The organism is Actinomyces ruminis (assembly GCF_002154335.2).
GTDB lineage: Bacteria > Actinomycetota > Actinomycetes > Actinomycetales > Actinomycetaceae > Actinomyces > Actinomyces ruminis.
The window spans coordinates 46,854-64,666 of sequence record NZ_MTPX02000040.1; the positions used below are offsets into that span (position 1 = coordinate 46,854).

Here is a 17,813-nt window from a genome sequence, read left to right on the forward strand (position 1 = left end):
AATGAGCTCAACCGGCACCAAGCTGCGCGAATCCCTGGGACGTAACCTGCGTCAGTACGGCATTCTGGCCGCTCTGGTCGCCATCATCATCTTCTTCCAGATCCTGACCGGTGGGCTGCTGCTGGCACCCAACAACGTCGCCAGCCTGATCCAGCAGAACGCCTATGTGATGATCCTGGCGGTCGGCATGGTCATGATCATCATCGCCCGGCACATCGACCTGTCGGTCGGCTCGATCGTCGGCTTCGTGGGCGGCGTCATCGGGCTGCTGGTGGTCAACTCCGGCGTGCCCTGGCCGCTCGCGGTGCTGGTGGCGATCGTGATCGGCTTGCTCATCGGTTGCTGGCAGGGCTTCTGGGTGGCGATCATGGAGATCCCCGCTTTCATCGTGACCCTGGGCAGCATGCTCATCTTCCGCGGGCTCACCGTGGTGCTGGTACAGCGCACCGTGTCCGGGCTGCCCGCGCCCTTCGTCAGCATTGCCAACGGCTCGCTGCCAGCCTGGCTGGGGTACTTCAAGAACTATGACGCGTCACCATCCTCATCGGCCTGCTCGCCATCGCCGGCCTGGTGTTCACCCAGCTGCGCTCGCGGCGCCGCAATCGCGCCGCGGGTCGGGCGGTGGATTCCGCCGGCGTGGTGGCGCTGCGCCTGGTGGTATTCGCTGCCGCGATCGGCTTTTTCACCATGCTGCTCGCGTACTCGGCCGGCGGCACGCCGATCGTCCTGGTGATCGTCGGCGCGGTCATCCTCATCTACTCCTTCGTCATGAACAAGAGCGTGTTCGGACGCCACATCTACGCCGTCGGCGGCAACCTGAAGGCCGCCCGACTGTCCGGCGTGAACGTCAAGCGTGTGGACTTCCTGGTCTTCGTCAACATGGGCTTCCTCGCCTCGCTGGCGGCCATCGTCACCACCTCTCGCGCCGGCGCTGCGGTCTCCACCGCTGGCAACCTGTATGAGATGGACGCCATCGCAGCGGCCTACATCGGCGGGGCCGCAGTCTCCGGCGGCGTGGGGCGCGTATCGGGTGCCATCATCGGTGCGTTGATCATGGGCGTGCTCAACATGGGGCTGTCCATCATGGCCGTGGACTCCGCCTGGCAGCAGGCCATCAAGGGTCTGGTGCTGGTGCTCGCCGTCGCGGTGGACATCGTCGGCAAGCGCCGCAGTGCCGTGTAACGGAGTGGCGAGTTCGTCACCGGGATGACTACGGGGTGGTCGGCAGCTCGAGCAGCTGCCGACCACCTTTCGTATCTGAGCGTGTCTGTATGGCGCGCGGGCCGGACGACGGCCCCGGAGGGTCTCCCGGCATCCCGGGTGGGCCGGCGGTGATCCAGTACTCGGCGTGTCGAGTCGCGTCAGCTCGGCGAGGCTGGGGAGGCAGCATGCGGAGAACGTACGGGCGGCCTTGCTGTTTGCGCAAACATCGCATATGCTGCGACCGCGGTGGCTGCCGATGGGGTTCCTGCTCCTACGGCCCACTACGACATGTCGCACTCGGGATCCGTGTTGGTCGACGTCTCCGGTAACGGGCGCGACCCTCTCCGGCCTGTGGCAGGCGGGAGTCCAGCCCTACACGGTTGACGGCACCAACGTCACCATCGACTTCTCCTCGGATGAGGCCGAGAAGTACTCCGAACTCCAGACCACCATGATCAAGGAGGGGCTGCTCGCGCCGATCTCCGGGTGGACCGACGAGTGGTTCCAGGCCCTGGGCGACGGCACCATCGCCACGCTGGTCACCGGCGCCTGGATGCCCGGCAACTTCACCTCCTCCGTGCCGAACGCCTCTGGCAAGTGGCGGGTGGCCCCCCACCCCGGTGGGACGCCGACACCCCCGCCTGCGCCGAGAACGGCGGCTCCTCCCTGGCGGTCATGGCCGCCTCCGACAAGCAGGCTCTGGCCTACTCCTTCGTCGAGTTCTGTTCCGCCCAGGACGGCATCCAGATCCGCATCGACGGCGGGGCCTTCCCCTCCACGACGGCCGAGCTCGACTCCGAGGAGTTCCTGAGCAAGGAGTTCGAGTACTTCGGGGGCCAGAAGGCCAACGAGGTCCTGTCCCAGGCCGCCAAGGATGTGCTGCCCGGTTGGACCTACCTACCCTTCCAGGTCTACGCGAACTCGATCTTCAACGACCACGTGGGCAAGGCTTACACGACGGGCGGCTCCACCACGATCGCCGAGGGCCTCGCCTCCTGGCAGGAGGCCTGCATCACGTACGGAAACCAGCAGGGCTTCACGGTCTCCTGACCGCGTCGCGCGCCCCACTACCGACGCTCCGCTCGAATCAAGAGGAAAGGTTGCACCATGTCCGTTGATCTGACCCGCCGCAGCGCCTTGTCCGCTCTGGGGGCCTCTGCCCTAGCCCTCACCCTCGCAGCCTGCTCCGGCTCCGACTCGGACACGGGTGGTACCGCGGAAGTCGACCCCTCGGCCGCGGCGGACGCCGCCGCGGCCGGCGGGGAGCTGCTCGTGTGGTCCTGGGAACCTACGCTCACCGACGTCGTCGCCGAGTACCAGCATGACTTCCCAAATGTGAAGGTCGAGCTGGTCAACGCCGGCACCAATGTCGAGGAGTACACGGCGCTGCAAAACGCCATCTCCGCCGGGTCCGGCATCCCCGACATCGCCAGATCGAGTACTACGCTCTGCCGCAGTTCTCCCTGTCTGAGTCGCTCGCGGACCTGACCCAGTTTGGCGCCGCCGACCTGGCCGACTCCTACTCCTCCGGCCCCTGGTCGTCGGTCGCCTCCGCTGATGGCATCTTCGGCCTGCCCATGGACTCCGGGCCGATGGCGCTGTTCTACAACAAGGAGGTATTCGACGCGGCCGGCGTCGAGGTCCCCACCACCTGGGACGAGTACCTCGACGCCGCCCGCGCCATCCATGCCGCCAATCCTAAGCAGTACATCGCCAACGACATTGGCGACGCGGTCAAGACGCTCTCCCTGCTGTGGCAGGCTGGGGCGCGCCCCTACACGGTGGACGGCACCACAGTTGGCATTGACTTCAGCGAGGAGGCCTCCCAGAAGTACGCCGAGCTGTGGACCACCCTCATCAAGGAGGAGCTGCTGTACCCCTGCGCCGACTGGTCCGACGAGTGGTACCGGGGCCTGGGGGACGGCACCATCGCCTCCCTCGCCATGGGAGCCTGGATGCCGGCATCATTCGTCGGCGGCGTCGAGGCCGGAGCCGGCAAGTGGCGGGTGGCGCCGCTGCCGTCCTGGGAAGCGGGGGAGACCGCCTCCTCGGAGATGGGCGGCTCCTCGCTGGCGGTGACCGCCGCCAGCGACAAGCAGGCGCTGGCCTACCACTTCATCGAGTACGCCAACGCCGGGGCCGGAGTCGCCAGCCGTATCGCCAACGGCGCTTTCCCGGCCACCACCGCAGACCTGACCAGCGAGGAGTTCCTGGGCACCCAATTTGACTACTTCGGCGGGCAGAAGGCCAATGAGGTCTTCGCCGAATCCGCCGAAGCCGTCACCGAGGGCTGGTCATTCCTGCCCTTCCAGGCCTACGCCAACTCGATCTTCAACGACTCGGTCGGCAAGGCCTACGAGTCCAAGGGCACCACCTCCATCGCCGACGGCCTGTCCGCCTGGCAGCAGGCCTGCATCACCTACGGCAACCAGCAGGGCTTCGCGGTCTCCTGACCCGCCCCGGGGCGGCGCACCGGCGGGCGGGGCACAGGTCCTGCCTCCGACGTGCCGCCGCGCCCCACCTCACCCGTCTTCCGCCGCTATGCCTTGGAACTGACGCGCCGCATGGCCGAGCGGTATGGCGACCATCCCGCGCTGATCGCCTGGCATGTGAGCAACGAGCTCGGCTGCCACAATGCCTACGACTACTCCGAGGATGCCGCCGCTGCTTTCCGCACCTGGTTGCGCGAGCGCTATACCACCCTGGAAGCGCTCAATGACGCCTGGGGGACGGCCTTCTGGTCGCAGACCTACTATCAGTGGGAGGAGATCCTTCCGCCCCGCCTGGCAGCCTCCGAGCCGAACCCCAGCCAACTGCTCGACTTCCGGCGCTTCTCCTCCGACGCGCTGCGCGACTACCTGCGCGCCGAGAGCGCGGTGTTGCGCGCGATCACTCCAGACATCCCCATCACCACCAACTTCATGGTCATGGGCGACACCGCCGCCATGGACTATCCGGCTGGGTTGACGCCGTCGACTTTGTCTCCAACGACCACTACCTGGACCCGCGCCCCGGCGGCATCGATGAGCTCGCCTTCTCCGCCTCGCTCACCTCCGCCATCATGCAGGGACGGCCCTGGTGGCTCATGGAGCACTCAACTTCGGCGGTTAACTGGCGGCCTGTCAATCCGTCCAAACTGCCCGGCGAACTGATGCGCGACTCCTTGACACACCTGGGCCACGGCGCCGATGCCATCTGCTTCTTCCAGTGGCGGGCCTCGCGCGCGGGTGCCGAGAAGTATCACGCCGCCCTGCTCCCACACGCCGGTGAGGACTCGCGCCTGTTCCGCGACGTCGTCGCCCTGGGCAAGAGCCTGGAGGATCTGGCCGAGGTAACCGGCAGTCCCGCGCTGCCCGCCCGCGCCGCGGTCGTCTTCGACTACGAGTCCTGGTGGTCGCTGACGCAGGAGTTCCTGCCGCACACGCGCCTGGACTACCGCGGCCAGGCGCTGGACTGGTACCGGGCGCTGGTCGCAGCGGGGCTACGGGTCGACGTCGTCACAGCGCGCAACGACCTGGAGGGCTATGACCTTGTCGTCGCGCCATTGCTGCACGTCATGCCCGCCGATCTGGCCGAGCGCCTGTGCGCCATCGTCGCGGGCGGCAGCCACCTGGTGACCACCTACTTCTCCGGGACGGTGGACGAGCACGATCACGTCATCCTCGGCGGCTACCCCGGCGCGCTGCGCGAGCTGCTGGGCATCCGCGTGGAGGAGTTCGGCCCCCTGCTCGACGGCGACCATGCGACTCTGTCCGGCGGCGCGATCGGGCGCATGTGGACCGAGCGGGTGGACACTGTTGATCCCGACGTCCGGGTGCTGCGTCGCTATGAGCGGGCCCGCGGCATTGAGCCGGGCACACCCGCCGTCACGCGGCGCACGGTGGGTGCGGGCTCGGCGACCTATGTGTCCACGCGCCTGGAGGGCGAGGGCCTGGCCGGGTTGGTTGAGGAGTTGCTCGCCGAAGCGGGGATCGAGCCGGATCTGCCCGAATCGCTGCGCGGTCAGGCGATCGCTTCCGTCCGCCGCGGCGATGCGGCCGACTACTGGACGCTCACGAACCGTGGGAACCGCGACCTCGGGACGGCCGTCGATGTGGCCGGGATGCTCGGTGAGACTGTGCTGAGAGGAGCAGAATCGCTCGGCGCGAGTGACGCCGTCGTCGTACGGGTGCCGCGCGGTTGAGGCGCCTGGATACCCAGCCGGGATCATTCGCCCTCCTCACGGCAGCGCGACTGAAGTGCGACCTGGACGATGGCGGGTCGCGGTGAGCGGTCGAGGGGCTGGTTATCCTGAGCGTGTAGTAGATACGGGTTATGGCGTGACTCGGTGCGGCCGGGTGCACCCGAGAGAGGAACTCAAACAGCATGGCTCGCGCGGCAGGCAGACGCCCAAGCATGGTCGACGTTGGCCGTGCCGCCGGGGTCTCCGCGCAGACCGTCTCGCGCTATTTCAACGGCGGATACGTTTCCGCCGACGCGCGGGAGCGCGTGGAAGCCGCGGTGAGTGCTTTGGGATACGTGCGCAATCGCCTACCGCTCCAGATGAAGGCCGAACGCACCAATCTGATCGGGCTGGTGCTGCTCGGCCCGCTCAATTACGGTAATGCCGGGATCATGAGCGGCCTGACGCGGGCGGCCCGGGAGGCCAGCCAGGCGGTGATGATCTCCCACATGGAGAGCGATCCCGCCGCGAGTGCCGAGTCTTGGTCCGCTCTCCTGACGGAGGTGGACACGTTACTGTCCATGCGCGTGGATGCCCTTATTGTGGGCTCCCCTTACGGCAGCATCAAGCGGATCATTGACTACGTCAACGGCGCGGTCCCGGTGGTGACCCTGGCCGAATTGCCGGACAGGGACGTCGACGCCGTCGGTGCATACTCCTATGAGGCCTCCTGCGCGGTGATGCGGCACCTGATCGCGTTGGGGCATCGCCGGATATTGCACGTATCGGGGCCGTCCGACCGGGCACAGGCGCTTGCCCGTCGGCGTGCCTACGAGGCGGAAATGAAAGCGGCCGGCCTAGAGGGACTGCCGGTGCTGGAGAGTCGGGAGTGGGATGCCGCCTCCGGGGCCGAGTGTGCTCGGCGGGCTGAGGTGGGATCGTTTTCCGCCGTGTTCGCTGGAAGTGACACTATCGCCCTGGGGTTCATCAGCGAGCTGCGGCAGCGGGGCGTCCTGGCGCCCCGCGACTACGCCATCGCGGGATTCGACGACATGCCCGATGCACAGTTCATGGATCCGCCACTCACGACCGCGCGCATCGACTTCGAGCGGATCGGGGAGGCCGCTCTGCGTCGGGCCGTGTCCCGTGCCGGCGGGGAGGAGGCCGACGTCGGTGTCCCGCAACCGGAACTGATTGTGCGCGCATCGACCACCGGCAGTTCCGCCTGCCGGGTATAAACGGAAGAGTTGGGGATTCGGTATCCGTTTGGAGTGTGCGAGGCCTTGACAGGTGCGGCGTGGGTGTTATGCTTAACAGCATTCATTCACTGTTGAATGAGCATTCGTTTCGCGCTGTCGTGTAGCACTGACGCCGCACGGCGGCCCCACCGTCAAGGGGACATCATGAAAGCAACGCTCACCCGCCGCCACGCCCTCGGCCTTAGCGCCGCCCTCCTCGCCACCGGCGCTCTCGCCGCCTGCGGCCGCCAGGGAGGAGGATCGTCGGGAGGCGGTACGGACTCGCTCACCCTCTGGCTGGGCGCGCTCGAGGACTCACAGAAGCAGGACATAGACCGACTGGTAGCTGCCTTCAAGGAGGCCAACGACATCACGGTCAACTATGAGACTCACTCCACGGATGACTTGAAGGAGTCCATGCGGCAGGTCTCCGGTACCAAAGCTGGGCCGGACATTTACTGGTACTGGGAGGGCCCGGGACTCGGCGGTGACCTCGTTGATGCCGGCATGAGCCTGGACCTGACCGACTACTACGCGCAGTACGGCTGGGAGGACCGCTTCACCGCGGCCTCTCTCGCGGGCATCACCCAGTACGGCGGCTACCACGGCGTGCCCTGGACCTTGCAGGCGCAGGGCCTGTACTACAACAAAACCCTCTTCGAGCAGGCTGGCATCACCGCCGAGCCGACTACCTACGATGAACTCATCGCCGCCTGTGAGGCTCTTAAGGCTGCTGGCATTACGCCGATCGAGTTCGGTGGTACCGTGAACTGGCACGTTATGCGCCTGCTCGACTCTCTGATAGAGACCAAGTGCGGCGCCGACATCGCCCGGACTCTGGTCACCGACAAGACGGGCTGGGACACCGAGGCTGGTGTTACCGAGGCCTTTGCCGAACTAAAGACCTGGGCGGACAACTACTTCAACAACGGCTACATGTCCATCTCCAACGACGATTCCAGCCTCCTGTTCTGGAACGGGCAGGCCGCCATGGCCCTGGAGGGCACCTGGTTCGATGCCCAGTGCGTGGATAACGGCATGGATCCCGAAGAGGTGGGTATCTTCCCCTTCCCCACCGGCACCGGCCGCTTGTACGGATTCGGCGAGGGCTTCTACATCAACGCCAACACCGAAAAGGCCGACCTGGCCGCGTCCTTCCTCGACTTTGTCACCTCGGCCGAGCAGATGAGCGGTAGCGGCGGGGCTTGGGCTGCGGTGAGTGTGAACAAGGACGTCGAGGTCTCGGAGGACAATCCGCTCGACGCGCTTTGGCCGCCGATCCTGGACTCCTCCGAAGAGATGTACAACAACTTCGACCAGGCCCTCAGCCTGGACGAGACGACCGAATACTGGCGCATCCAGAACGCTGTCCTCATAGGTGACATGTTGCCCGAGGATGCGGGACCCGCCATGCAGAAGTTCATTGACGCCAACTCCTGATCGGGCCTGTACCGCGCGAATGGTCGGGCCCGATCAGGTCCGATCCGTGCAACAACCTCAGCGAAAGAACTCCCCATGGCAACACTTCAAACGGCCTCCGCGCCTCCACGGGCCATCAAGCAGCACCGTGTGCTGCGTTCCCTACCCTATTTGGCGCCGGCGGTTTTCTTGTACGGCATTTTCCTGCTGTATCCGATGATCGACTCGGTACGGTTGTCCTTCTTCTCCTGGTCCGGCTACGCCACCGCCCCGCAGGAGTTCGTCGGACTCAAGAACTACCGGTACCTGCTTACCCAGGACACCGTCTTCTGGACCGCCCTGAGGAACTCCATGATCTGGGTGGTGCTCTCCGTCGCGATTCCCATGGTGCTTTCCCTGCTGATGGCCCTTGCGCTCAATCAGCGCATCTGGGGGCGTAACGCTTTCCGCTCGATCTTCTACATCCCGAGTGTCTTCGCCTCGATCACAGTGGCGGCCATCTGGCGGTGGATCTACAACCCCACCATGGGCGTCATCAACCAGGCCTTCGAGGCGATCGGCCTGGGCGGCCTGGCGCATGAATGGTTGGGCGATCCGCGTACCGCCTTGTACTCCATCTTCGTTGCCTCGGTGTGGCAGGGAGTCGGCTTCAATATGGTGCTCTTCCTCGCCGGACTGCAGTCGGTACCGGCAGAACTCGTGGATGCCGCCAAGGTGGACGGCGCCGGTCGTTGGCAGGTCTTCCGCAACGTAACCTGGCCGGCGCTGCGGCCGACGACGATCGTCGTCGTCATCCTGACCATCATCAACTCGCTGAAGGTCTACGACCTGGTCGTCGGCATGACCGGGGGCGGGCCGGCGCAGTCCAGCCAGGTCCTGGCCCTGTGGTCCTACCAGCAGTCCTTCTCCAACCACAACTTCGGGGCCGGCGGCGCCGTCGCCACCGTCCTACTGATTCTCTCGCTGTGCCTGGTGGTCCCCTACCTGGCCTGGTCCATGAGAGGAGAGGACTGACATGACTGCCATTCCCGTTGCTCGCACCACTGCCGGTCCCGACGACGGCGCGACTGCTGCCGCGCCGAACCGGCCCCCGCGCGACTGGGTCACCATCGGCCTGTGGGTCGCACTACTCGTCACGGCGGCGTTCTGGCTGGTGCCCTTCGCCGTCATGCTGCTCACGTCCTTCAAGAGTCGGGCGGATCTGGCGAGTGGATCTACGCTCGGCTTGCCCTCGCAGTGGCTCTGGAGCAACTACGCCGACGCTGTGGACACCGGCGACTTGTGGATCAGCGGCAGTAACAGTCTGCTGGTCTCGGTCATCAAAGTGCCCTTGGGCCTGCTGCTAGCAGCGCTCGCTGCCTATGCGTTGGCCCGCATCCACATGCGGCGGGCCAAGTGGATCGTCGCCGTCTTCGCCGTCGGCTCCATGGTGCCCATCCAGGTTGCCCTCGGTCCCATGTTCCAGCTGCTGCTGAAGGCGGACCTACTGGACACTTATGTGGGCCTAATTCTGCCGTACCTCGCCTTCGGGGTGCCTTATCAGGTATTCATGCTCTACGGCTCCTTCCGGGCTATACCCGATGAGATCGAGGAATCCGCCCGGCTCGACGGCGCCTCCACCTTCCGCATCTTTTGGCAGATCTGCTGCCCGCTGATCAAGCCGACGCTGGCCGCGCTGTTTGTCCTGGATTTCGTATCCACGTGGAACGAGTACGCCATGGCGTCCACGATCCTGCAATCTGGTTCGATGGCTACCATCCCGTTGGCTGTGCAGAATTTCTCCGCCCAGCACGGCACTGACTACGGCCCGCTGAACGCCTTCATCATCATGACGGCGATCCCGGTGCTGATCGTCTACCTGCTGTTCCAGCGCTACTTCGTCTCCGGCGCCTTCTCCGGCGCGGTGAAGGGCTGAATTCGAGGCCTATGGTGAACGCGGGGAGGGGACTGCTGCTGTACGGCGGACCCTACCCGGGGCGATCACGCCTCGCGCCCTCAAACCGGAAGAGCCGGTTATGGTGATCTAGCACCATCGGCAATACCCTCAAAGGAGAGAATCGTGCTCAAAGGAATCAACCCCCTCATGACGCCCGAACTGCTGGGCGTGCTGGCCCGTATGGGCCATGGCGACGTCATCGCCGTCGTCGACTCCAACTACCCCGCCTACGCCACCGGCCGGCCGGTCATCCCCATGCCGTCCCTGAACAGCCCGGAGGCGGTGCGACTGGTGGTCGAGCTCATGCCGCTCGACACCTTCGTCGAAGCGCCCGTGCGCTACATGATCGGTGCGGGGGACACCGAACTGCGCGAGGTCACCCGCGAGGTTCTTGCCGTGGCCACCGAACTCGAGGGGCGCGAGATCTCCGGCGCCTCCATGGAACGTTTCGACTTCTACGAGGCCGCCCGCTCCGCCTCCGCCGTGGTTCACACCCAGGAGACCCGGCCGTACGGCTGCTACCTGCTCACCAAGGGCGTACTGCCCGCTTTCGGGCCGCAGGACTGACAAGGAAGAGGCAACATGTCCGCACGTGTAGTTGTAATCGGCTCCATCAACCAGGATGTCACGGTCACCGTGGACCGCTTCCCCGAGCCGGGGGAGACCCTTTATACCCGCTCACTCAGCTACCGGTTGGGCGGCAAGGGTGCCAATCAGGCCGCGGCTGCGGCCCATGCCGGGGCGGATGCGCGCTTCGTCGGACGCGTGGGCTCCGACGCCGCCGGCCCTGCCCTGCGCGAGGAACTCGCCGGCCACGGTGTCGACGTCACCGGTCTTCTCGTGGACGAGGGCACCACTGGCTCCGCCTTCATCACCGTGGCCGCCTCCGGGGAGAACACGATTCTCATTGACGCGGGCGCCAACGGGCGGGTTGCGGCGGAGCAGGTCGACGCCGCCGCTCTGCGAGCAGGAGACGTAGTCGTTCTCCAGGGCGAGATCCCGGCCGCCGGCAATGCCGCCGCCATCGCCTCCGCTCGCGCGGCCGGGGCGACGACAATCCTCAACCTCGCGCCGGTCTATGACATCGACGCGGAGGATCTCGCCGCGGTCGACATCCTCGTGGTCAATGAAACCGAGGCCGGACTGGTCCTCGGGCGCTCCGCTCCACGCGATACTGCGGAGGCGCTCGACGTCGCCGCCCAGCTGGCCGGGCGAGGTCCACGCCGGGTACTGATTACCCTCGGGGGTGCCGGCGCCGTCCGGTATGACGCCGCAAGTGCCGGCGAACCTCAGGGTGCTCACGTTGAGGCGATCTCCGCGGGGCCGGTCGTCGACACCACCGGTGCGGGGGACGCCTCTGTTGGAGCATTGGCGGCCGCTCTGGCGCTCGGGCTCGACTTCGAACGTGCGGTTTCGGAGGCCATGCGGGCGGGCTCGGCTGCGGTGCTATCCCCAGGTGCGGCCGCCTCCTACGGGGCGATCAAACCCATCAGGCTCTGACGCGGCGATCTGCCTGAGCCTGCCACAGCGACGTCGCCGAGGGCGCCGACCGACCCGTGAGTGCGCGGCGCCGGGGCGTTCTCGGCGGCACACACACGTGCTGGCCGGCGGTGCCTCTTCGGCGGCGAAGCCGGCCTATTGCATCGTCGTGCCCCGTCTTCGGTGGCGATGCGTGGTTGACAGAAGCGGGATACAGTACGACACTGTTTCTATCATTCACAGATGAATGGATATGTCCACGCTGGCGGGCCGTCCCCTGACCCGCCGCGACAGAGCGAGGAGGCTCAAAGCGGTGGCACGAACGAATCGGACACGAGGCGGGCGTCCCTGGGGCGTCATAGTCAAGGCCGTCGGGGCGGTGGCGATACTCGCCATCTGCTTCTTCGGTACCACCTTCATGACTCCGGAGGAGGCGGAAGCCGTGCTTACGGCCGGATCGACGGATCCGGTCGCATACGCCAATGAGCACTACGACTCCACCATCACCTACATCAATGACAACGCCACCGACCTGGTGGGGCTGCTCGAAGACCTCCAGGCGGATGCGGAGGGCACCAGTGAGGAGCTCGGTAAACGCGACGGTGAAGCCGCCTACACCTTCGCCGTGACCACCACCGGCACCGTGGAGGAGGGCGGCTTCGGTCAGGTCAATCTTGCCGTCGACGGCGTTCCCTCCGGCGTCACCGTCTCCGTCCAGACGGGTCCCGCTGTGATGGGGACGGCGCTACGGGACGTCACCGGCGAGGTCACCTTCGACATGTTCGAGAACCAAATCGACTACGCCCAGGTGGGGTTGTCTCTCAACGATCCCCTCAAGACCGGAGTGCTCGCCGAGAACGACCTGGGCTCCATGGTCGGCCAGGAGATCACCGTCGTGGGCGCTTTGCGTACTCAGACCCGGCACACATCGTGATCACCCCCATCTCAATTGAGGTGGCGTCATGACCGTTAGCGAGAACGCTCCTGTCGTCCTCGCCGGCCGTGGAATCACCAAGGCCTTCGGGGCTACACACGCCCTGCGCGGCGTCGACTTCGAAATCCACGCCGGTGAGGTGGTGGCCCTCATCGGAGAGAACGGGGCCGGCAAATCCACCCTGATGAAGATCCTCTCTGGGGTGCAGCCGCCGACCTCCGGCACGATCGAGCTCGACGGCGAGCCCATCACTTTCGCTGACACCACCGATGCCGTGGCGCACGGTGTTGCCATCGTCCATCAGGAGCTCAACCTGTGCCCCAACCTCTCGGTGGTTGACAATATCTTCCTCGGCCGCGAGATTGCCTCGCCTACCGGCATTTCCCGCTCACAACAGCGTGAGCGGGCCGCCGCGGCGTTGGCTCGCCTGGAGGAGCCGATCGACCCCAACGCCCTTGTGGGTGATCTGCGGTTGGGTCAACAGCAGCTCGTTGAGATCGCTCGCACCCTCGTCGAGGGGGCACGCGTGCTCATCATGGACGAGCCCACTTCTGCGCTCTCGGCCACGGAAGTCAAGGTGCTCTTCCGCATCATCCGGGAGTTGACTGCCGATGGTGTGGCCATTGTCTACATCTCCCACCACATGGACGAGTGCCTCGAGATCGCGGACACCGCGGTCATCCTGCGTGACGGTCGGCATGTGGCCACTGCTCCCATGGCGGATGTGGACCTGCCCTGGATCGTGAAGACCATGGCCGGACGCGATCAATCCGACTTGTTTACGGCAATCACCGCCACTCCGGGCGAGCCGATCCTAGAAATAGAGGATCTGGTGGTGCCGGACCCGGCGAATCCTTCGCGCATCGCCGTCGACAATCTCTCACTCACGGTACGTGAGGGCGAGATCGTCGCCATCTACGGGCTCATGGGGGCAGGGCGCACCGAGCTCCTGGAGACTCTCGCGGGACGGCATGCCGCTGCTTCCGGTCGGATCCTGCTCGACGGGAAGGATGTGGCTCACGCCCCAATCGGCGAGCGGATCGACGCGGGGCTGGTCCTGTCCCCGGAGGACCGCCAGGCCGACGGCATCGTCCAACTCATGAGCGTGGGGCGCAACATGAGCCTGGCCGCGCTGCGCATCCTCACCCGCAACGGGCAGGTCAGGCGCAGGCAGGAGGCCAAGGAGGTCGCCCACGGCATCGAGTCTGTCCGCATCAAGACCGAGTCCCCCAATATCGGCATCACCTCCCTGTCCGGGGGCAACCAGCAGAAGGTGGTCATCGCCAAGGCGCTGATGACCGCGCCCCGCATGCTGCTCATGGACGAGCCCACGCGCGGAATCGACATCGGTGCCAAGTCGGACATCTTCTCCACCATGGCCGAGGTCGCGAGTACCAAGGTCGGCATTCTCTTCGCCACCTCAGAGCTATCCGAGGCCCTGGGCGCCTCCACGCGCCTGATCGTCATGGCGCGTGGACGCATTGTGGCCGACTTAGACCCGCGCACCACCACCCGCGACCAGGTAATGGCCGCAACCGGCGAACAGATCACAGCTACAGACGACGAAGCCGCGAACTCAAACCACAACGCGGCGAGTGACACGAAGGACGAGGAGCAAGCATGACACCCGCATCCACCCAGAAGTCCGGCCTGCGCATAGGCAATCGGAGTATCGGCGAGTTTCTGATGGCGCAGCGCGCCTTCATCGCCCTGCTCGTGCTGATCGTCATCTTCGCATCGCTGTCCAGTTCCTTCCTGACGGCCACCAACCTGGTGACCATGACCAAGCACGTCGCCTACAACGCGCTGCTCAGCCTGGGCATGTTGCTGGTCATTCTCACCGGCGGCATCGATCTGTCCATCGGCTCAATCGTCGGCTTGTCCGGCGTCATTGCCGGCGTGATGCTCAAGGGCATGCACCTGTCGGTGTTTGATATTAATGCCTACCCGTCGGTGCTCGTCGTGGTGATCGTCGCGCTGGTGGTGGGCACCTTCGTTGGAGCGATCAACGGGTTGCTGATCACCAGATTCAATGTCGCCCCGTTCATCGCCACCCTGGGCACCATGTACATGGCGCGCGGCGCGGCCCTGCTGATCTCCAAGGGCACCACCTACCCGACCTGGCAGGTGAAGAGCCTTCGGCAACACCGGATTCTCCTTCCTGGGCGTGTCCCGTCCACTCGGACTGCCCACCAGCGTCTGGCTGATGATCATCTTCGCGATCGTCGTCGCGCTGGTAGTCGCCCGCGCTCCCTTTGGCCGTTGGCTGTATGCCGTCGGTGGCAACGAACGCGCCGCCGAGCTCTCCGGCGTGCCCGTGAAGCGCGTGAAGATGCGGGTGTACATGGTCTCCGGCTGCATGGCCGCGCTGGCGGGTCTCATCATCGCCTCCGAGCTCACCGCGGCCGCCCCGGCCGCCGGCGAGACCTACGAGATGAACGCGATCGCGGCCGTCGTCATCGGCGGCGCCTCGCTTGCGGGCGGTCGTGGTGACGTCAAGGGCGCCTTGATCGGTGCCTTCGTCATCGGCTTCTTGAACGACGGACTGGTCCTGGTTGGCGTGTCCTCGTTCTGGCAGACCTTCCTCAAGGGCCTCGTGATCGTCCTGGCCGTCATGCTCGACCAGGGGCAGCAGCGTCTCGAGCGCTCCCGCGCCGCCGCGCAGGCCGCGCAGGAGGTGAAACGGGAGGCCGCCCGCATAGAGCAGGCCGTGGCCACCCCCGGCGGTGCTCCGGCCTGACCCCGTCGAACTGTGAAACCAGCGGAAAAGAAGCGGAATTCATCATGACATCCACCATCACCTCCCTCAGTTCATCAATGAGTCGTGTCTCCCGCCGCTCGGTGCTGCGTGCCGGGGCGTTCGGAGCACTCACCATTCCCCTCCTGCCCTCTATGGCCGCATGCTCCAAGAGTGGTGACTCCAACTATTTCGCGGTCATCACGCCGTCCCACGACAACCCGTTCTTCAAAACGGAGGCGGAGGCGGCCGTTGCCGCCGCCCAAGCACTCGGTTACACCGCGGATGCCTTCTCCCACGATGACGACGTTAATAAGCAGTCCGAGCTCTTCGACTCCGCGATCTCCCGGAATGCGGCGGCGATCATCGTCGACAACGCTGGCGCCGACTCCACCGAGGGCGCGGTCCGCAAGGCCGTTGAGGCGGGCATCCCGGTATTCCTCATCGACCGCGAAATCAACACCGCCGGCCTCGCGGCGGCGCAGATCGTCGCCAACAACTCCCAAGGCGCCGCGCTCGTCGCGGAGAAGCTGGCCGACACGCTCCAGGGCAAGGGGCGTTACTACGAGCTGTTCGGCCGGGAGACCGACACGAACGCGCAGGTCAGGTCCACGGCCTTCCACTCCGTGCTCGACCAGTACCCGGACATGGAACTCGCCGGCACCGAGACGGCCAACTGGGACCAGCAGCTCGGCTATCAGAAGGTCGAGACCCTGCTGCAGCGCGACCCCGACGTCCAGGCGATCATCTGCGGCAATGACACCATGGCGGTCGGCGCCGTGGCGGCGGTGCAGCAGGCGGGCAAGACCGACGACATCCTGGTGATCGGCTTCGACGGCTCTCCGGACGCCGTCAAGGCGATCAAGGAGGGCACCATGCTCGCCACTGGCATGCAGCCGGCCGTGCACATTTCTGAGATGGCCGTGGAGCAGGCGGACGCCTACATCAAGAACGGCGAGACCGGGAAGAAGGAGAAGCAGCTCGTGGACTGCATCCTGATCGACGAGTCCAACGCCGATCGCTACACGCTCTTCGAGCTCGAGGAGGGCTGACGGAGCGGAGAGCGGCGACATGGCTCCGGGGGAGGCTCGAGCCGGATCAGAAGCGGCTCGGGCCTTCCCCGGCGGTGAGGCGTCGTGCTAAACTGTATTGCAGATTCAATGTCGAATAGATATTCACAAGGAGGTTCGTGTGGCCTCCTCAGAAGGGAGTGGAGGCATGAGTAATGCGGCCATGTGGACGCAAGCGGGGAAGATGACTCCCTATCTCCTTGCGCTCGACGAGGGCACCACCAATGCCAAGGCCTTCGCCATCGCCCCCGACGGCTCAATCTTGTCCTCCGGATCGGCGCCCGTTGCCGTCTCCTATCCCCGCCCCGGCTGGGTGGAGCAGGATGCCGACGCGGTCTGGAACGCCCAGTGCGCCGCTATCCGCGAGTGCCTGGACGGGGTGGAGGGTGCGCCGGCGGGAATCGCCATCTCCAACCAGCGTGAGTCCGTGGTCGCCTGGGATCCCGCCACCGGCGAGGCGCTGGCCCCCATGCTCGGCTGGCAGGACTCGCGCACGGCCGAGTTCTGTGACTGGCTGCGCTCCCCGGAGCGCGAATTCGCCGTCGCCTCCACCACAGGGTTGAGCCTGGACCCCATGTTCTCCGCCCCCAAGATGCGCTACCTGCTCGACCGGGTCGGTACCGGCGCCGTCCGCATCGGCACCGTGGACTCCTGGCTCATGGGGCGCTTGACCGCTCAGGCCACTTACGTGATCGAGGCCGGCAACGCCTCCCGGACGCTGCTGCTGGATCTGGCCACTGTCGACTGGTCACCCGCCATGTGCGAGCTGTTCGGCATCGACCGGGCCGGGCTGCCCGACGTCGTCCCCTCCAACGCCGACTTCGGCACCACCGCCGGACTGGACTTCCTACCCGACGGCGTGCCGATCGTGGGCGTGCTCGGCGACTCCCACGCCGCCCTGTTCGGACACGGCTGCCGCACCACCGCGGAGGGCAAGGCCACCTACGGCACCGGCTCCTCAGTGATGATCCCCTCCGGGGCGGACCGCTCCATCCGCACAGGCGTTTCCACCACCCTGGCCTGGCTCACCGATGCACCCATGTACGGGCATGAGGGCAATATCGTCGCCTCCGGCACCGCCATGGACTGGGTCGCCCGCCTGCTGGGCGTAAAACCCGGCCGCGAGCTGGACGAGCTGGCCGCCACCGTCCCCGACTCCGGCGGCGTCAGCCTGGTGCCCGCCTTCACCGGACTGGGCGCCCCCTGGTGGGACCGCCAGGCCGTCGGCATCATCTCCGGACTCACCGCCGGCACGAGCCGGGGTCATGTCGCGCGCGCCGCTCTGGAGGCCGTCGCCCATCAGATCGCCGACGTCGTCGAGGCCCTGGACACCTCCGACTTACAGGTTCTCCACGCCGATGGCGGCGCCACGGCCTCACGCCTGCTCATGCAGACGCAGGCGGACCTGCTCGGCCGCGACGTCGTCGTCTCTGCCAACGCCGAGGTCTCCGCCCTGGGGGCCGCCCTCATGGGCTTCACTCGCCTGGGCTGGGAGCTGCCCGCGGCCTCCCAGCAGGAGGGGCGGCGCTACCGCCCCGCGTTGGACAACGACGCCCGGGCCGCCGCCCGGGACCAGTGGCGCGGGGCCCTGGCCCGCTCCCGGGCCACGCCGGCCTAGCCGGTCGCAATCACCCG

Annotated in this window: 18 protein-coding genes and 2 pseudogenes; 19 read left to right on the forward strand and 1 reads right to left on the reverse strand. The window is 66.2% G+C overall.

Annotation, left to right across the window (positions count from 1 at the left end; translation table 11 throughout):
* The first annotated feature begins 1 nt into the window (after position 1).
* Both BW737_RS18030 and BW737_RS18035 read left to right on the forward strand, forming a co-directional pair.
* Complete coding sequence (locus tag BW737_RS18030; RefSeq protein WP_257210575.1) at positions 2-733, forward strand: ABC transporter permease subunit; 732 nt, start codon at positions 2-4, stop codon at positions 731-733.
* Positions 640-1,182 carry an ABC transporter permease subunit gene (locus BW737_RS18035; protein ID WP_338063882.1) on the forward strand — a complete coding sequence of 181 codons (543 nt, stop codon included), beginning with the start codon at positions 640-642 and terminating at the stop codon, positions 1,180-1,182. The genes BW737_RS18030 and BW737_RS18035 overlap by 94 nt, the downstream gene beginning before the upstream one ends.
* A gap of 393 nt (positions 1,183-1,575) precedes the next feature.
* Here the strand turns inward: BW737_RS18035 and BW737_RS06880 are convergent, their stop codons facing one another.
* The gene (locus BW737_RS06880; protein WP_143233315.1) at positions 1,576-1,773 is read right to left on the reverse strand and encodes a hypothetical protein; all 198 of its coding nucleotides are present in this window, start codon (positions 1,771-1,773) and stop codon (positions 1,576-1,578) included.
* 27 nt (positions 1,774-1,800) lie between these two features.
* Between BW737_RS06880 and BW737_RS06885 the strand changes: the two genes are divergently transcribed.
* The 17 genes and pseudogenes from BW737_RS06885 to BW737_RS06950 all read left to right on the forward strand — a co-directional run bounded on the left by BW737_RS06885 (position 1,801) and on the right by BW737_RS06950 (position 17,796).
* On the forward strand, positions 1,801-2,253 hold the full coding sequence (locus tag BW737_RS06885) for a hypothetical protein (protein WP_086615007.1): 453 nt from the start codon (positions 1,801-1,803) through the stop codon (positions 2,251-2,253).
* A 57-nt stretch (positions 2,254-2,310) separates the two neighbouring features.
* Complete coding sequence (locus BW737_RS16780) at positions 2,311-2,691, forward strand: hypothetical protein (protein ID WP_218961822.1); 381 nt, start codon at positions 2,311-2,313, stop codon at positions 2,689-2,691.
* Positions 2,692-2,711: 20 nt separating this feature from the next.
* Positions 2,712-3,656, forward strand: coding sequence for an extracellular solute-binding protein (locus BW737_RS06890; protein WP_338063883.1), 945 nt, complete (start codon positions 2,712-2,714; stop codon positions 3,654-3,656).
* A gap of 111 nt (positions 3,657-3,767) precedes the next feature.
* Positions 3,768-4,465: pseudogene (locus BW737_RS16785) on the forward strand (beta-galactosidase); the annotation flags it as partial.
* An 87-nt stretch (positions 4,466-4,552) separates the two neighbouring features.
* On the forward strand, positions 4,553-5,386 hold the full coding sequence (locus BW737_RS16790; protein ID WP_257210588.1) for a beta-galactosidase trimerization domain-containing protein: 834 nt from the start codon (positions 4,553-4,555) through the stop codon (positions 5,384-5,386).
* 212 nt (positions 5,387-5,598) lie between these two features.
* On the forward strand, positions 5,599-6,603 hold the full coding sequence (locus BW737_RS06900) for a LacI family DNA-binding transcriptional regulator (RefSeq protein ID WP_180272116.1): 1,005 nt from the start codon (positions 5,599-5,601) through the stop codon (positions 6,601-6,603).
* A gap of 165 nt (positions 6,604-6,768) precedes the next feature.
* Positions 6,769-8,043 (forward strand): ABC transporter substrate-binding protein, encoded by a 1,275-nt coding sequence (locus BW737_RS06905; RefSeq protein WP_086615005.1) that lies wholly within the window; start codon positions 6,769-6,771, stop codon positions 8,041-8,043.
* Positions 8,044-8,172: 129 nt separating this feature from the next.
* Positions 8,173-9,036 carry a carbohydrate ABC transporter permease gene (locus tag BW737_RS06910; RefSeq protein WP_257210577.1) on the forward strand — a complete coding sequence of 288 codons (864 nt, stop codon included), beginning with the start codon at positions 8,173-8,175 and terminating at the stop codon, positions 9,034-9,036.
* Between the two features lies 1 nt (position 9,037).
* On the forward strand, positions 9,038-9,937 hold the full coding sequence (locus tag BW737_RS06915; RefSeq protein WP_086615003.1) for a carbohydrate ABC transporter permease: 900 nt from the start codon (positions 9,038-9,040) through the stop codon (positions 9,935-9,937).
* A gap of 144 nt (positions 9,938-10,081) precedes the next feature.
* Entirely contained in the window at positions 10,082-10,525 is a 444-nt protein-coding gene (locus tag BW737_RS06920; protein ID WP_086615002.1) for an RbsD/FucU family protein, read from the forward strand.
* A 15-nt stretch (positions 10,526-10,540) separates the two neighbouring features.
* On the forward strand, positions 10,541-11,458 hold the full coding sequence (locus BW737_RS06925) for a PfkB family carbohydrate kinase (protein WP_086615001.1): 918 nt from the start codon (positions 10,541-10,543) through the stop codon (positions 11,456-11,458).
* 292 nt (positions 11,459-11,750) lie between these two features.
* Complete coding sequence (locus tag BW737_RS06930) at positions 11,751-12,371, forward strand: DUF2291 family protein (protein ID WP_180272117.1); 621 nt, start codon at positions 11,751-11,753, stop codon at positions 12,369-12,371.
* 28 nt (positions 12,372-12,399) lie between these two features.
* Positions 12,400-13,995, forward strand: coding sequence for a sugar ABC transporter ATP-binding protein (locus BW737_RS06935; protein WP_086614999.1), 1,596 nt, complete (start codon positions 12,400-12,402; stop codon positions 13,993-13,995).
* 197 nt (positions 13,996-14,192) lie between these two features.
* Positions 14,193-14,420: pseudogene (locus BW737_RS19885) on the forward strand (ABC transporter permease subunit); the annotation flags it as partial.
* A gap of 157 nt (positions 14,421-14,577) precedes the next feature.
* Positions 14,578-15,111, forward strand: a complete 534-nt coding sequence (locus tag BW737_RS16800) for an ABC transporter permease (RefSeq protein WP_218961825.1) — start codon at positions 14,578-14,580, stop codon at positions 15,109-15,111.
* A gap of 44 nt (positions 15,112-15,155) precedes the next feature.
* Complete coding sequence (locus BW737_RS06945; protein WP_218961826.1) at positions 15,156-16,160, forward strand: D-ribose ABC transporter substrate-binding protein; 1,005 nt, start codon at positions 15,156-15,158, stop codon at positions 16,158-16,160.
* Between the two features lie 166 nt (positions 16,161-16,326).
* A complete protein-coding gene (locus tag BW737_RS06950) occupies positions 16,327-17,796 on the forward strand; it encodes an FGGY-family carbohydrate kinase (RefSeq protein WP_086614998.1) in 1,470 nt (489 codons plus the stop codon).
* Positions 17,797-17,813 lie beyond the last annotated feature (17 nt).

What these genes read in the sequence shown, in the direction of transcription:
- BW737_RS18030 (WP_257210575.1), top strand. Translation starts at nt 2, where the DNA reads ATGAGCTCAACCGGCACCAAGCTGCGCGAATCCCTGGGACGTAACCTG.
- BW737_RS16780 (WP_218961822.1), top strand. Translation starts at nt 2,311, where the DNA reads ATGTCCGTTGATCTGACCCGCCGCAGCGCCTTGTCCGCTCTGGGGGCC.
- BW737_RS06900 (WP_180272116.1), top strand. Translation starts at nt 5,599, where the DNA reads ATGGTCGACGTTGGCCGTGCCGCCGGGGTCTCCGCGCAGACCGTCTCG.
- BW737_RS06905 (WP_086615005.1), top strand. Translation starts at nt 6,769, where the DNA reads ATGAAAGCAACGCTCACCCGCCGCCACGCCCTCGGCCTTAGCGCCGCC.
- BW737_RS06915 (WP_086615003.1), top strand. Translation starts at nt 9,038, where the DNA reads ATGACTGCCATTCCCGTTGCTCGCACCACTGCCGGTCCCGACGACGGC.
- BW737_RS06925 (WP_086615001.1), top strand. Translation starts at nt 10,541, where the DNA reads ATGTCCGCACGTGTAGTTGTAATCGGCTCCATCAACCAGGATGTCACG.
- BW737_RS06935 (WP_086614999.1), top strand. Translation starts at nt 12,400, where the DNA reads ATGACCGTTAGCGAGAACGCTCCTGTCGTCCTCGCCGGCCGTGGAATC.
- BW737_RS16800 (WP_218961825.1), top strand. Translation starts at nt 14,578, where the DNA reads ATGATCATCTTCGCGATCGTCGTCGCGCTGGTAGTCGCCCGCGCTCCC.
- BW737_RS06945 (WP_218961826.1), top strand. Translation starts at nt 15,156, where the DNA reads ATGACATCCACCATCACCTCCCTCAGTTCATCAATGAGTCGTGTCTCC.
- BW737_RS06950 (WP_086614998.1), top strand. Translation starts at nt 16,327, where the DNA reads ATGAGTAATGCGGCCATGTGGACGCAAGCGGGGAAGATGACTCCCTAT.